Annotated in this window: 7 protein-coding genes; all 7 read right to left on the bottom strand. The window is 50.4% G+C overall.

Annotated elements, in window-relative coordinates; all coding sequences use genetic code 11:
• Positions 1-423 precede the first annotated feature (423 nt).
• Positions 424-1,431, bottom strand: coding sequence for an HlyD family secretion protein (locus ACSBQQ_RS21160; RefSeq protein ID WP_033638614.1), 1,008 nt, complete (start codon positions 1,429-1,431; stop codon positions 424-426).
• Between the two features lie 92 nt (positions 1,432-1,523).
• A complete protein-coding gene (locus tag ACSBQQ_RS21155) occupies positions 1,524-2,543 on the bottom strand; it encodes an NADP-dependent oxidoreductase (RefSeq protein ID WP_033636362.1) in 1,020 nt (339 codons plus the stop codon).
• Between the two features lie 71 nt (positions 2,544-2,614).
• The gene (locus ACSBQQ_RS21150) at positions 2,615-3,238 is read right to left on the bottom strand and encodes a hypothetical protein (RefSeq protein WP_033636363.1); all 624 of its coding nucleotides are present in this window, start codon (positions 3,236-3,238) and stop codon (positions 2,615-2,617) included.
• Positions 3,235-4,830: an MDR family MFS transporter gene (locus tag ACSBQQ_RS21145; protein ID WP_065424452.1), complete on the bottom strand. Its 1,596-nt coding sequence runs from the start codon at positions 4,828-4,830 to the stop codon at positions 3,235-3,237. Before ACSBQQ_RS21145 ends, ACSBQQ_RS21150 begins: the two co-directional genes overlap by 4 nt.
• Entirely contained in the window at positions 4,827-8,903 is a 4,077-nt protein-coding gene (locus ACSBQQ_RS21140; RefSeq protein WP_226871968.1) for a non-ribosomal peptide synthetase, read from the bottom strand. Before ACSBQQ_RS21140 ends, ACSBQQ_RS21145 begins: the two co-directional genes overlap by 4 nt.
• Positions 8,904-8,977: 74 nt before the next feature.
• Positions 8,978-14,473, bottom strand: a complete 5,496-nt coding sequence (locus ACSBQQ_RS21135; protein WP_033649367.1) for a type I polyketide synthase — start codon at positions 14,471-14,473, stop codon at positions 8,978-8,980.
• 39 nt (positions 14,474-14,512) lie between these two features.
• Positions 14,513-16,312 carry a non-ribosomal peptide synthetase gene (locus ACSBQQ_RS21130; RefSeq protein WP_060429263.1) on the bottom strand — a complete coding sequence of 600 codons (1,800 nt, stop codon included), beginning with the start codon at positions 16,310-16,312 and terminating at the stop codon, positions 14,513-14,515.
• Positions 16,313-16,362: the final 50 nt, after the last annotated feature.

Genomic DNA, 16,362 nt, shown 5'->3' with positions numbered 1-16,362 from the left:
CTGCGGCCGCAGACGCAGTCAGAGGTAGCAGTAAGCATGAAGCGAGAGTAATAACAATCGATAGACTTTTCATAACATATATCCTTATTCGTTCATATTTAAGTTTCATCGTTGTACATATCGCAGAATAAATCTGCTTACGTCTTTCTATCCTCAACCCATTTTGTTTAATACGCCTCCTTACCTCTCTATCAAAACTTCAACAATGAACGACGCCGTTCTATCGAACAACGCCCCAGGTAAATGCATTGATAATCACGCTCGTCCAGCGGCGATAAACACGCGGCGCCTTTTTACCGATATAAGAACTACCAGCCAATGAATGAACAGGCTATGGTGATGACTATTATAACTTTGCCGTCATTCCGGCACAGACCGCGTTGCGACATCCCTTGTCGAGGCGGATTTCCATATTTCCCGGCGCTATCCCCGCGTATCTACCGTAACAGAGGCCGAAAGGCCGCTGTCTATTTGTTGCGGAGAGTCAAAAACAATTTTTACTGGGACGCGCTGGACAATTTTGGTGAAGTTCCCTGTCGCATTGTCTGGTGGTAATAAAGCAAAAGTTGCTCCTGTAGCCGGTGAAATACTATCCACCCTGGCATGAAATATTTTCCCTGGATACGCATCAACTTTCACCTCCACAGGCAATCCTTTACGCATACGTGCTTTCTGCGTTTCCTTAAAATTGGCGCTTATCCATGGGGCCGCTCCGGAGACGATACTGGCAATGGACTGCCCCGCCTGAACCATCATACCCACTTGCAAACTACGGTTGCTGATTACCCCATCAATAGGCGCAATAATCCGCGTGTAACTCAATGTCAATTTCGCCTGTTCCAGGTTTGCCTGAGCCTGTTCAACATTAGCCTGGCTTTGCTCAATTTCGCTTTGCAAGACCTGGAGTTTATCGCTTTGCGTTTTCAAGCTCGCTTGCGTTTGGTGGTATTTTGCCTCTGCGACGCGATAACTGGATGTGGCGTTATCCATGTCTCCCTTGGAAACATAATTCTTTTTCTGCAAAATTTGAAAACGGAGATACTGCTGATGCGCATACTGCAGAGTGGCTGCAGCAGAATTCACATCGCTGCGAAACTCGTCAATAGCACTTTTTTGCATTTGATAACTTGCCTGGGCATTCGTTAACGCCGCCCGACTTTGCGCCAGAGTCGCCTCTGCTTTCTGCAACGCGACAACAAACTCCCTGTCGTCCAACTGAGCCAACAAGTCGCCCTTATTCACCCGATGATTGTCCCGAATCATAGAGTTAACCACCACCGCGCTGATGCGGGCGCTGACGTTTGTAATGTCTGCTTGCACGTAAGCATTGTCGGTGGTTTGAAAGTAGCGCCAATAAAGCAACCAATAAAGAAACCCTGACAAAACCAGTAACACGAGCAGAAGGAAACCTATTTTTTTAGAATGTTTCATGTTGAATTCCAACAACCTGAATGATGTACGCTTAATACCCACCATCCAGGTTGAAAATATTTTCATATTATGCGCAACAGTAGAGTCTATCGTTAGCACATCCGTATCAATTGTTTGCCGAAATGTTTTCCATTAAGTGAATCAATAAAAGCCTGAGGCGCATTTTCCAGCCCATCGACTATTGTTTCTCGGTATTTCAACACACCGTTTTCTGCCGCATTTAACAAGAATGCATCTGATTCGGCGTAGTCTTTGAACCATTCGGTTACCAAAAAGAAACGATTTAAAGGCGCATCCGGCAGGGCAGAGAAAAAGTCCGCCGGGCCGGATGCATCAACATCAGTGCCTTTATTGTAATTGGCCGCATTACCGCAGATAGGCACCCTTGCCCCCTCATTCAGCAACTTGGCGACAAACAGTGATACGCGGCCGCCCACGTTCTCAAAATAGATATCGATACCCTGGGGGCACGCGGCGCGCAAATCCCGGTTAAGGTCGGCAGTCTTGTAGTTAAGGCAACTGTCAAAACCCAGCTCCTCCACGACATACCGGCATTTATCCTCGCTGCCGGCCAATCCCACAACGCGGCATCCCGCCAGTTTACCCAATTGCCCAACGACGGAGCCAACCGAGCCCGAGGCGGCAGAAACGACCAATGTTTCACCCGGTTTTGGCTTCGCGATTTTGTTTAAACCGAAATAGGCCGATCGGCCCGGCGTCCCGACCGCACCGAGAAAAATAGAAGGTGGTAATGTTGTCTCCGGCAAACGATGAACAGTGAAGTTTTGAGCATCACCGATATAATACTTTTGCCAACCGGAGAAGGTGAATACGCGATCGCCAACGTTAAACAAAGGATTACGCGAAGCCACGATTTCCCCAATAGCCTCTCCCTGAATCACTTCCCCCAGCTTTATCGGGCTCACGTATTTGGTGCTTTTATTGAGCCGTGGCCGGAGATAGAGATCGATCGATAACCATTTGTTCTCAACCAGAAACTCTCCTGGATCCAATGGCCTCAACGAGCTGGTCTCCAATCTGAAGTTTTCCAGCGTAGCGGCGCCATCAGGGTGGCTGTTCAATACGATCGATGCATTCTCAAATTGACTCATGTTCTTCCCCCTCTTAACTACGTAGATACATGTTTACGGCATCAGCAACCGCCAGCCCTGTGGGCCAGGATTTAACGGCCTTTTTTACGCAAATGTGACGTCCAACGATATTTCGGCCAATAAAAACTGAACAACACCATCAACAAAGTCAGTGGCCAACCACAGATAAAAATAATCGTGTCAACGGGCAGATCCTCGCGCATTGACAGGCCATATACACCGACGGCTTTCAGAAGGAAAACCAAGATCCACGCCAATGATACTTCGTGCCACACTTTTGCGTATTGAGCGGTACCGTAAACGGGAATATCTTTCAACCTTGGCATCGCCTGTTCTGCCAGCGTACGTATCATTGGCTTGCCTACCAGAGAATAGAAGCCGAAGACCACCACCACTGAAGATGCTCCGCTGACCGCGAGAAACACATTTTCTTTCTTGATTGCGAACGGAGCATAGCCGCGTAAATACAAATAGTGACTAACGCCTGAAACCAGAATTAATGCGATCACCGACAATGAACCGCTACGCTTGTTAAATATTTCCACTGCGCCTGAATAAATAGCCGTCAGCAGTAATGCGAAACCCGCGCCTCCCCACCAAAAGGCGATGTTATAAAGCACGATCGGGGTAATGATAGTAATGCAAGCATCGCGCGACATCAGGTAGTGCCATATCGTCATAGAGCGCTGACTCATTCCTTACCCTCTTTTTTGACATGCAAACGAAAATCGCGAGAAGAGAACATCACAAGCAACGCGGTTGCCAACATCATTCCGCCCATAATCAGAAACAGATCGTTAAACGCCATGATTTCCGACTGACGGGCGATTCTTTTGCCAAGTATCGCGAAAGCCGTACTTTTTATACTCATGACGTCAACGGCCAAACCGCGCGCGATCATCAGACTTTTAACGTCATTGAGATACCCGGCAAAGGCATTGCTGCCGGAGACCAACGACGTCTTAACGACGTCGACATGGGTATAAATGCGCGTGATGAAAAAGGTGCTTAAGATGGCAGTGCCGCAGGAGCCTCCCAGACTGCGGAATATATTGATCAACACCGCCGAAGAGGCACTGTCTTTTTGCTGAATATTGCGGGTAGCCAGCAAGGAAAGCGGCACCATGATAAAGGGCTGGCCTAATGCGCGGATCAACATGGACCAGGCCATCTGTGGGCCGGCAAAGTCACCGTCCATCGCACAGTCCATAAAGGCACTGATGGCCAGACCAACAAACCCTATGCAAATTAGATACTTCTGGTTATATCGTTGAATAAGCAACGGGATAAAAGGCAGGATGATTAACTGAGGAAACCCCATCCAGATCACCACCGTACCGATATCAGAAGCATTGTAGTCATGTACCATCGTCAGGTAATACGGCACCAAGAATAACGTACCGTAGATAGCGACGCCCAACATGGCAAAAACCAAGATGGCGCACGAGAAATTGTAGTCCCGGAATAAGCGAATATTGATAAGCGGCTGGGCATGCGTCAATTGGGCATACATAAATATTAAGAAACTAACAGCGGAAATGACCGCCAACACGCATATCATATTCGATTCTAGCCAGTTTTCTTCACCGCCCTTTTCTAAAATCACCTCAAGCGCGCCCAAACACAGCATGACCGAAATGATGCCGACAAAGTCCCCGCGACGAATAATATTCCAGTCGATAACAGGGTGTTTTAAAGCATAGTGAATCAACCCCCAGGACAACAAAGCGGGTATCGCGTTGATATAAAATATGGCGTGCCAAGAGAAATTATCCGTCAACCAGCCTCCCAATGCCGGCCCTACCGCCGGCGCGAAAGTCCCTATAATGCTAAACAGCGACATGCCCAACGGCCGTTTTTTTAATGGCAGGATCTCAATAATCAAGCGAAATGAAATGGGAATTAGCGCCCCGCCACTGAACCCTTGAAGCGCCCTAAACACGATCATGGAACTCAGATTCCATGCGGCAGAACACAGCAGCGATGCCCCCAAAAAGCCGGCAATGCACCACAGCGCATAACGCCCGGTCCCCAGAGCCTGACAAAGCCAACCACAAAGCGGAATTGCCACTATCTCTGCGGTAAAATAAGACGTCATCAGCCAGGAACTGTCATTCAGCGTCGCAGAAAGCGCGCCTTGAATCACTTTCATGGATGAATTGGCGATTTGGATATCCAAAATCGCCATAAAACCGCCGATTAATCCTCCGAGAATAGCGCACCATTCACGCCTGGAGACCCTGGTGTCCTCGGCTGGCACCGCGGCCGTTGTCAAAACGGCGCTCATGACAATATCTTCCGCAGCTGGCTGGCCGTATGGCTTATCTGAGGCGGATTCATCATCGAGATGTGATTGCCAGGCGCGCTTATTATCGTCATCCCCCCGCGAGCCAGACGAGCCCAACCCAGTCCGGGTATCTCTTGTGCAATGCGGTCCGGCAGAATCTCCTCCGCCTCCGCAACCACGATCCTGCCGTCATATTCTTTGCCCTGATAGCTATCTGTCGCAGCGATATGCGCCTGTAGAATCGTCAGAAAATGCTGGAACTGCGTTGCGCTAATATTGTCAGGAACCAATTTTGCGCGCTTGAATTCCTGCAGGAACAACAATGAACGCTGCGCTTCGGACATCTCTGCCAGCGCAGGTGCGGCGATTGCAAATGACGCACCGGTAAAACGCTCCACCTTGCGGGCGAAATATGCAAGCCGTTCAAATTCATTCATCTGTGCGGCGCGATCAATCTGTATCTGAGGAGCAGGTTGATCGAGTATCAGCACCGTTGGCGTTCGCCCGTCGGCATGCTGCAGTTGGCGCGCCATTTCGAACGCGATTGTCGCCCCCAGGGACCATCCGCCCAGCACCAGATTTCGCCGTTGCGCAATATCCTGCGCCTGCTGCAGATAGCATGCGGCCAGCACCTCTATATCGTGGTTGTAGGCCTGATCTTCACCGAAGTTCGCCACCTGCAGGCCATAGATCGGATAGTCGGCCCCCAACTCACGCGCTAATGGGTAATAACACAAGATGTTTCCGCCTGCCGGATGAATCATCAAGAGCGTCGGTTTATCTTCCTCGACCCCGGTATTCAGCATCACCAACGGCGATAATACTTGCCGTTCAGCCTGCGTCAGAAAGGCCGCCAACTCGCCGACACTGCCGTGCTCAAACAACTGCCCCAAAGACAGGGTTGTGCCAAAATGCTGATTTATTTCGATCACCAACTTCAATGCGGTAATCGAATTTCCCCCCAGCGCGAAAAAGTCATCCCGCGTATCCAATCGCTCGCGTTGCAGCACGCGGCAATAAATGGCATATAAGCGTTGTTCGACGTCCCCTTCCGGCTCTCGCACCGATTGAGGTATGGCATCGTTCATGCGCGGCAAAGCACCATAGTCCACCTTGCCACCGGCCGTTAACGGCAAGCTGTCCAGCCAAACCCACTGATCCGGCTGCATGTAATGAGGGACCTTGCTTTGCAAAAACGCACGCACTTCCGCGCTGCGAGCCTTTCCTTCGCCGCAACAATACGCCACCAGCCAGCTCTCGCCCGCACCGTTCAGCCACTGTTTTACCGCGGCTTGAGCGATCGCCGGTTGCTGCTGCAATACGTGCTCGATTTCCGCCAGTTCCACACGATAGCCCCGCACTTTCACCTGGCGATCCAAACGCCCTAAAAACTCGAGGTTTCCGTCCGGCAGCCAGCGCCCTTTGTCGCCAGTGCGGTAAAGGCGTTCACCCGCCAAATAAGGATGCGGGATGAAATTCGCCCGATTCTGCTCCTCTAAGCCGATATAGCCTGCAGCCACATGCTCACCGCCAAGATAAATCTCACCAGGAAGGCCGATAGAGACTAACTGTTGATAAGGATCCAATACCAACACGTGGCTGTCGGCCAAGGGCTTGCCGACCGGCAAATAGTCGCCCATCTCATCCGGCAAACCGTCCGGCAAGGTATAGGTCGCCACACCGACGGTACACTCCGTAGGGCCGTAGTGATTGACCACACGGCAGTCAGTCTGCAGTTGACGTATGCGTTTGACTAACGCCGTCGGGACTCTTTCTCCGCCCAAGACTAAAAGACGACGTGGCAATAGCGCACCCGCATGGGGTGACATGAGCAATGCGGTCAGGTGCGTTGGCGTGATCTTCATGCAGTCCAAGGGATGCCTCTCCAGATAGGAGAACAATGCCTGCGGATCATTAAGCTGCTGAGTGCTTATCACCTCCAGTTGTCCCTGGTAGATCAGCGCCGGGAACAGCATGGTATGCGCCAAGTCGGTAGTGAAGGCGGAAAACATGCCATATCGCGCCCCGGCAGGTTGATCCAGGACAGAGGCGATGACCTGGCAATATCGGCTTAGCTGAACATGATTGACCCTGACGCCTTTTGGCCTACCGGTGCTGCCTGAGGTATAAATGATGTAAGCGGGAGCGTCTGTCGGCATTGTCAGTAATTGGGGATTCGTGCTCAGCGCGGCGCCGTGGCACTGGTCAATCGAGATTGTCGGCTGTGAAACCGCCGGCGATCCGGCATCCACCACAACGAAGCGCGCCTGTGCGTCCCGCAGAATAAAGTCGACCTGTTCCATCGGCAAAGTGATATCGACAGGCACATAGCATCCCCCTGCTTTCAATATTGCCAGCAGAGCCACGACACAGCGTTCGCTTTTGGCCATAAACAGCGCCACTGACTGCCCCGGCAACAGGCCATGTTCCAGCAAACAGTGCGCGAGACGGTTAGCCTGCTCGTTCAGTTGTCGATAGCTCAAAAGACGGCCATCGCAACGTACAGCCACCGAATCGGCACCCAAAGCATCGGCCTGACGCTCAAACTGCCGATGAACCGCCATGGGAACGGCGTCAAGCAAGCGTCTACACCCGCTCAGCAAGTGGCGATGTTCCTCGCGAGTCACCAATGAAAGATCGCGCACGGTTATTTGAGGCCGTTCGATGAGCGTTTCCAACACCGTGCGCAGATCGCTCAACATACGCGTTATCGTACTGCGGTTAAACAAATCGGGATTGTAGTTTAAGGTAAACAGTAAACTACCGCGGCTTTCTTCAACCCACAGGTTTAGATCCAGTTTGGATACGCCATAATCGATTTTAAGCGGTTTATAGGTAAACAACGTGTTGTTATGAAAATGAGGAAATACCTGATACGTCAGCGCCGCCTGAAAAAGCGGATTAACCTGCGGATTTCGGATATGGCCAATTTCATCAAGAATATCATTGAGGGGAATAGCCTGGTGCAGCTGAGCTTGCTCACTCTCTGAGCGAACGTCGCCAATAATTTCTCGTAACGTCGCCTCTGGAACGATATCCAGTTTCAGGGGTAAGGTATTCATAAACAACCCCAGCATATTCTGAGTCTCGGGTTGGTTACGATTGGCAAAAGGACAACCGATAATGATTTGCTGCTGGTTGCTGTATTTGTGCAACAAGAGCATATAGGCCGAAAGAATCATGTGGAAAGGCGTCGCGCCCAGCTGTGCAGCCTGCATCTGCAAACGCTGGGTGAAATCCCGATCAAAAGTGTGGCTTGCCATACTGCCTTTGGTGCTCATTTTAGCTGGCCGTGGGCGATCGGTCGTTATCTCAAGCAGGCCTTGCGCGTCATCAAACTTTTTAGCCCAATACGCCAAACCCTTTTGATATTCTGCCGTGGCATACCACTGTTCTTCTGCCAATGCATAGTCGGAGAATTGCAGAAAATCGTTTGTACGCGGTGTCTCGCCATGGAGGATTTGGAAATACATCTCCATGAACTCTTTAAAGAACAAGCTGACCGTCCAGCCATCTGAGATAATATGGTGAAACGTCAGCAACAATACATATTCATGTCGATTGGTTTTAATCATGCGCCAATAGGAAAGTGGCCCACAAGTCAAATCGAAAGAACGCTGTCCTTCCTGACGCGCAACGTTTTCTACCCATTCGTCACGCTCGTACTCAGGAAGAGACAAAATATCGTCATAGTGGAAATTGAACAGGACTTCATCACTCACGCACTGGCAGAGTTCGCCCTCCACCACGTTGAATGTGGTGCGAAGAATGCCATGCTTTTTCGTCAGAAAGGTCAGCGCCTTTTTCACTACCTCCATGTCGATGTCATGCTCGACGCGGCAAGTGACGGCATAAGGATTGTTGTACGCCTTACCGTCGTCAAGGTACTGATCCAATACCCAAATACTGCGTTGTGAACCGGTCACAGGGAAGTGCCGCCTGGCCGAGTCAGCTTGTTTTCTGATGATTTTACCGGAAGCCAACACCACTTGCGTTTTCTTCTCCCTGGCAATTTTTTTCAACTCATCCAAACTCAACGATTTGAGCATGGCGCTACTGATTTTAGTCATCATCAAATCCCGCTTTTGCCTGATTGGCATGTTTGCCTACGTGGTTTCCCCCAGGCTCGCACCTGGGGGGAGCCGGGTTATTCGCCTTGCAGCAATACTTCCAACTCAGCAAGGATCAGTTTTGACAATCCTTTAACGGTCTGCTCCTGGTAAAACAGATCGACGCGAATATCAATTTCAAAAATACCTGATACCGTCGACACAACCTGAACCGCCAACAGTGAATTACCGCCGAGTTCAGTGAAATTATCGTTCACGCCAATCCCAGAAATACCGAGGATGGACTGCCAAACTTTGACGATTTCCTTCTCGATGTCGTTTTCGGGCGCCATATATTCCACAGACAACGCGGGCCGCACATGGCCATCAGCGGCTTTTTCCTCCTCATTCTCCAATAAGGTTTCATTTTGAGCCGGGATAGACTCATCGATCAGTTGCCCAAGGTCGCTGGTGACAATAACCAATTGTTCAAATTCCAAATGCGCCAGCTGGCGTTTCAGCGCATCGAGCCCTTCATTGAACAAAATATCCTTGTCCGCAAGATTGACTTTCACCGCCGCGGGCGCCGCCTTCTCGTCCGACTCCACCACCTGATTGACTTGGGTCATTTTAATCAGAGTGTAATTTTCCAACGTCAATAACGGCACGCCGGCATGTGACAGGAAGACAATATCCATCGTAATGGCATTGTCCGTATGCTGATACGGCCCCTTCAGTTTGAGGTGCGCATAGCAATCCGTTTCCAGCGGCGCGTGGTAGGTTATTTTGCCGTAACTGATCGGCAGGAAGTTTTCCTGGGTGATATAAGTCAGGCAGCGGATCGCCGTGGCATCGATCATCGCCGGGTGGAATGGATAGCGCGCAAAATCGTCATGGAAATCTGAACCGATAACTTTATGCATCAACCATTCGTTTTCCCCTTGCAAAATGTCTTGGTGGTTGTCCCACCGCGGGCTCAGCGAAAGGAAGACATCGCCAGTATTGGCGTTGCCCAGCTCGCACTCCAGCGGCTCGTACGCCAATGCTTTCGTACAGCGCTGGCGAAGAGACTCAAGCGATGCCGGTTCATCCTCTGACTCAGCCACTTTTGAGCTGACTAAACCCAGCGCATGCTCCTGCCAGGCCAGATCCAACAGGCCTCTGCTTCGCAGGCTAAACTTGTAACCATGACTCTCTGCGGTGACCAGCAACTGCATGTTGCGCGGCCAGGCATGATGATAAATGACGGGTTGCGTCAACAGCAGATTCTTAACCTGCAATCTCTCTTGAGGTTTAAAATGGCTCATCCATTCGTACAGCATCGATAATATCGTCGCGCCGACCAATGACGGCTGATGCGTCAAGCGATGCTCATCAATGACCCAGTCTTTTTGCACCGCCAGGTTGACCCGATAACGCTCTTGCATTCCCTCACGGCCAATCAACGTCAACAAATCGCCCTCTACTTCTTCAAACTGTGCGGATTTACTATTTTTTTGCTCAATCAGATGATTGCTCCAACGCACCGCCATACCGATATCCCCCCACTTGCCCCAGTTGAGAGAAACCGTATGCCCAGAACGTTGCTGGTTGCGGTAATGGGCGAAAGCGTCCATAAACGCATTGCCCGCGCAATAATCGATGCGCGCCTCATCGCCGACAATCGAAGTGATCGAAGAGAAAAGAATGAAGAAATCAGGCTGTTTATCTTTAAGCAGCTCGTCCAAAATCAAACTGCCGTTCACTTTGGGATTCAACACGCCAGCACAATCGGCGTCATTTTTCAGCGGAATAATTCCGCCGCCGGCAATCCCCGCGGTATGGAAAACGCCATCTATGCGGGTAAACCCGGCCAGCACATCGCGCATACCGGCATAATCGCAGACATCAACCTGCGCAAGATGCACGGTGTTTCCACGTTCTTCCAGCCGTAAAACCCCCGCGATTTTCTCACTCACCGAATCGTCCACCGAATGCTGCTGCAGCCACGCTTGCCATTGATCGCGCGGCGGCAGCTCAGTGCGATAAGTCAGGATCAAAGTCGCATTGCTGACCTCTGACACATGGCCCGCAACCAACATGCCCAGTCCGCCCAAACCACCGGTAATGAGGTAGACACCCTCATCCTTCAGCTCCGCAGCAATTCCCGTATCATCTTGCTTCAGATGAACGGCCTGATAATCTTCCTCCCACCGGTTGCGCCCGCGATAAGCCACCAGATTGCCATGCGTATCGATATGGCTTTCGTCAATCAATTGCTGTGCTAAATCATGGGGCGCCGTGTAGCCGAATAAATCCACATCCACAACGTGGCACCGCACTTCGGGATACTCGTGATAAAAGACGCGCGCAGGCCCAACGACCAACGCTTTTTGCGGTGAATACAGCCGTTCCTCCGTCACATTGAAAATATTGTTGGTCACAAACAAGAGGTGCAGGTTTTCCAGCAGGTTTTCACTGACCAATGCCTGCTGCAAATAAAGAGGGCTGTAAAATGCGTCGACCTGCAGCGCATAGCCATCACCATGGCACTGCGGTGCGCCGTTATCGGCAGAAAGGTTCCACATATTAATGATGCGAGTGGGACGCAGCGCCAGGTTCTTCACACTTTTCAGCAGGCGAACGTAGTCTTCGCGTTTGGAGGGATCGATAACGTAACACCCGTTCGCCGCATCCTCCTCATAGTGAGTGCCGCGCCAGACGGTCAATACGCGCTGTGCGCTTTCCGCCAGCTGCCTTTGAATATGTTCGGCGATAACCATGGCGTCCACGAACAGCAGCCAACATTCCGAGTCTGGATCGATGCGGCTACCTGCCATGAACCTGGCGGGAATGGTGCGTTTCCAGGCCGGCATGTGAAACCATTCGCCAATATCCGCTTTTTTGCGTTTGAGGGCGCTGACGGAACTGGCGCTCTGTCCTCCTTCGGCTCCTCGCTTCAGCGCCGGCAGCTTGAATTCCTTACGTTCGAAAGGATAGCCCGGCAATGGCAACCGGCGGCGATGTTCATCACCGTAAAATTGAGCCCAGGAGATTGTTACACCGCTGGCCCACAGGCATCCCAGCGAGGTAAGTAAATATTCTCCCGTCAATTCCACATCCTTCGCGGTAGGCAGCGAAGAGTAAATCAACGCGCTTTCATCCGCCTTGAAATGCTGCTTCGCGGCCGATTCAAGAGAACGGCCTGGCCCCACTTCCAGGAAGATATAATGCTGATGTTCTTCAGACATCAACGTTTTGAATGCGTGAGAGAACAGCACTGGATTGCGCACATGTCTCACCCAATAATCGCTGTCAGTGGCTAGCGCATCGGTTATCCAATCGCCACTCACCGTAGAGACGAATGGGATTTTTGGGGCGTGCAATTCAATGCCGTCGATGACCTCTTTAAAAGCTGGCAATGCCGGTTCCATCATGTATGAATGGAAGCCATGGGAGGTATCCAGATGCTTGCAAAACACATTGTTGTCTTCAAGCTGCCGTTGGAATACCTCAATCTCATCCAAATCGCCGGCGACCACGCAGAGCCCCGGGTAATTGACGGCGGCAATCTCCAATTTGTCGCCCTGTAACCGCTGACGCAGCGACTCTTCATCCATCAGCACGGCAAGCATTGCGCCAGCCGGCAGCGCTTGTACCAGTTTGCCGCGTAACGCCACCGCGCGCAGCGCATCTTCCAGGGAGAACACGCCGGCAATACACGCTGCGACATATTCGCCAACGCTGTGGCCTATCATGGCATCGGGTTTGATCCCCCACGACATCCATAATTGCGCCAGACTGTATTCGACAATAAATAGCGCAGGCTGCGTAAACTGGGTTTCATTAATACGGTTTTTTCTTAATCCTTCGTCGCCTTGGAAAATTATCGACAATAAATTTACGCCCAAGATCGGGTCCAAATAGCGACAGCAGCGATCCATCACTTCGCGGAATTTCGGGTAAGTGGCGTACAGCTCACGGGCCATATTGATGTATTGGTTGCCCTGGCCGGGGAACATAAACACCACGGCCTTATCGCCTTTCGTCAACGTTGAAATATTGGCGGACGGCTGGTTCAATTTCTCCAGTAACGTTTCACGATCCTGCCCTACGACGACCGTGCTGTGCGCAAACGGCTGGCGGCCCACCTGTAGCGTGTAGGCGACATCGCCAAGATTGACGTCCTTGTTTTCAACCAAGAAATCGTGCATACGTTGTTTCATCGCTTCCAACGCAGTTCGGCTCTTCGCCGAGAATGGCAGCATAACCAAGCCATCATGGCGAGTGCTTGGCTCCGTTCGCGGCGGAGCCTCAAGAATGACACAGGCGTTCGTCCCCCCTACGCCAAACGAATTCACCAATGCACGATGCGGTTCGTCAGAACTCGCCAGTTTGCTCAATTCGGTATTCATCACAAACGGGCTGGTTTCAAATGCAATATTGGGATTTGGCGAAATATAATGCAGTGAAGCAGGAAGGTCCCCTTTCTCCAATGCCAATGACGCCTTAATTAAGCTCGCCATGCCGGAAGCAGCATCCGTATGCCCGATATTCGTTTTTACCGAACCCAGCCGGCAATATTGTTTTCTGTCGGTAAATTCACTGAACGTCTGGCTGAGCGAAGTGAACTCGATAGGATCCCCCAACGCAGTCGCGGTGCCATGCGCCTCGACGAAACTGATGGTATCCGGATGAACCTGCGCGTTGTCGAACGCCTGTTTCGCCACCGAAATCTGGCCTTCGATACTTGGCGCGGTATAGCCCGCCTTCAGATTGCCGTCATTATTAATCGCCCCGCCTTTCAATACCGCATAGACATGGTCGCCATCACGCAATGCGTCACTCAAGCGCTTCAATATGACAACGCCGGCTCCGCGACTGAATACGGTGCCATTGGCACGAGAATCAAAAGCATAACAACGCCCATCCGCGGACTCCATTCCGCCTTGCATGTATTGGTAGCCACGGCGTTCAGGGGTATCGAGGGAAACGCCACCGGCGACTATCAGATCGCTTTCCCCATTCAACAGACTATTAATACCCATCACCACGGCGACCATCGCGGTAGAACACGCCGTTTGCACATTAACGCTGGGCCCTTTTAAATTCAGCTTGTACGACACCCTGGTGGTAACATAATCCTTATCGTTATTGGTCACCACTGAAGCACCGCTCACGTACTTTTGCACATCAGGATGCGTATTGACTTTATTCAAATGCCACGCAGTACCGGTTCCGCCAAAGACGCCGACTTTACCGGGATAGGTACTGGGTACATAACCCGCATCTTCAAATGCATGCCAGCTGCATTCCAAAAATACCCGATGTTGAGGATCCATAATTTCCGCATCACGAGGTGTGATATCGAAGAAATTGGCGTCAAAATATTGCGCATTACCCAAGATGCCTCTGCGACGAATATAGTTTGACGAGGCGATCATTTCCTCTTCAATGCCGCTGGCTCTAAGCTCCTCTTCAGTGAACGTACTGATCGTTTCTACACCATCTAGCAGATTTTTCCAGAACATTGCCTTATCTTCTGCACCCGGGAAGCGCGCAGACATTCCCACGATAGCGATATCCCTATCACGGCACGTTGTTTGATATTTCATCTTTACCTCACCATGTGTAGCACAATTAAAATTAATAAATTATTTGTTTTTTCCTAATAGCTCAGCATTTTTCTCTGCAATGCGTTGACTTAGCATCTGTACGGTTGGGTATTGGAATAAATCCATAATGGTAATGGGCGTGGAAAACTTATCTTTTATTTCCCTGTGTACTTTAGACATCAATAACGAATTACCTCCAGCGTCAAAGAAATTATCTTTCGTTGACAGCTCCTTGTTTTTTAAAATCGTTCTCCATACAGAAATGATTTGCGCTTCTATATCAGAACTCATCTTGCTTTTTATATCAAACATCTCTCTCTCTCCTTTATTTTCATGCGAACTAAGGTTAGATTTATCGACTTTGCCATTTGGATGAATCGGCATCTTATCCAATGAAATAAATCTGGAAGGCAGCATAAAGAAGGGCAGAGACTTCGCCAAAGCGCTCTTTACCTCCTGAACATTAACAGGCTGTTGATGACGAGAAACATAAAATGCAGATAGCGTTGGTATTTTATTATTTTGGTTGAACTCTACAATAACGGCGGCATGCGATATCTGGGGCAAAGCCTGCAAATGCATTTCGATTTCAGCCAGTTCAATCCGATGCCCACGAACTTTTACCTGATCATCAACCCTGCCGATAAATTCCAAGACATTGTCATCAAGGCATTTGACCAAGTCGCCGGTTCGGTACATTTTATGATTTTCGCCCGGGATAAAAGGATCTTTGACGAAACGCTCGAGGGTCAACGTTTCAGCATGCAGATACCCCTTGGCCAGAATGTCGCCGCCCAAATAAAGCTCACCGCAGTTTCCGGGCTGAACAGGTTTAAGCGCGTTGTCCAACACATAGGCGCGCGCATGGGGAATCGGCCGTCCTATGGGAACCATGCCCTCTCCCTGCTCTGGCAAGCACGGCCAATGGCAGGCAAAAATAGTCGCTTCCGTCGGCCCATACAGATTGTGGATCTGCCCGGAGAACTGACGGCTCAAATCGTCGACCAAACTCTGCGGCAGCGCTTCGCCACCGGCGAAAATATGCGTTAAAGTTCGACAATCGCCCACCACATCGGCATCAACGATAATGCGTAACGCAGTGGGTACAAATTGGGCAACGGTAACCCGGTGGCGGCGAATGAAATTTGCCATTAGCAGGGGATCATATTTCATTTCCTCATCGATCAGCGCGCAGCTTGCGCCAGTCATCAAAGGCCAAAATATTTCCCAGACAGAAACATCGAAACTGAAGCTGGATTGGTTCAGTACCACATCATGCTGGCACAGATTGAACGCAGCCTGCATCCATTTCAAATACTGTACAACCGTGCGATGACTGACCATCACCCCCTTCGGCTTACCGGTTGATCCGGACGTATACATGACATAACAGAGATTGGACCCACTGACTTTCGGCAAAGCCGATGCCAAAGGTAAAGTGAGGTCCAGGCGCGTGATGTCCAACCATTCGCAACGCTGGGAGGCGTCTTTCAACGCCTGATCCAGAACACCGCTCGTAATGACCAGTCTCGTACCAGCATGGTCAATCATGTATGCCAGACGGTTAACAGGATAATATGGGTCCAATGGCAAATAGCAGGCGCCTGCCTTGAGTATTCCTAATAAACTGATAACCAGATCCATTCCCTTATTAAGGTAAACGCCGACGATATCCCCTGGTTTTATCCCATGACTAATTAATCGCTCCGCCAATGCATCCGTATATTGGTCCAGTTTTTGATAGGTCAGTGCGTTATTATCACATCGCAACGCCACCAAATCCGGCGTAGCATTACTCTGCCATTTAAATCTAGCATGAATAATATCTTCAGATACCATGATCTGAACCTCTAATTTATATTGTATTGTTTGAAAGTAGATTTCTTAAA

The sequence above is a fragment of the Serratia sp. G204Y genome, assembly GCF_051172435.1.
GTDB classification, from domain to species: domain Bacteria; phylum Pseudomonadota; class Gammaproteobacteria; order Enterobacterales; family Enterobacteriaceae; genus Serratia; species Serratia sarumanii.
This window is presented reverse-complemented; position numbering and strand designations above follow the sequence as displayed.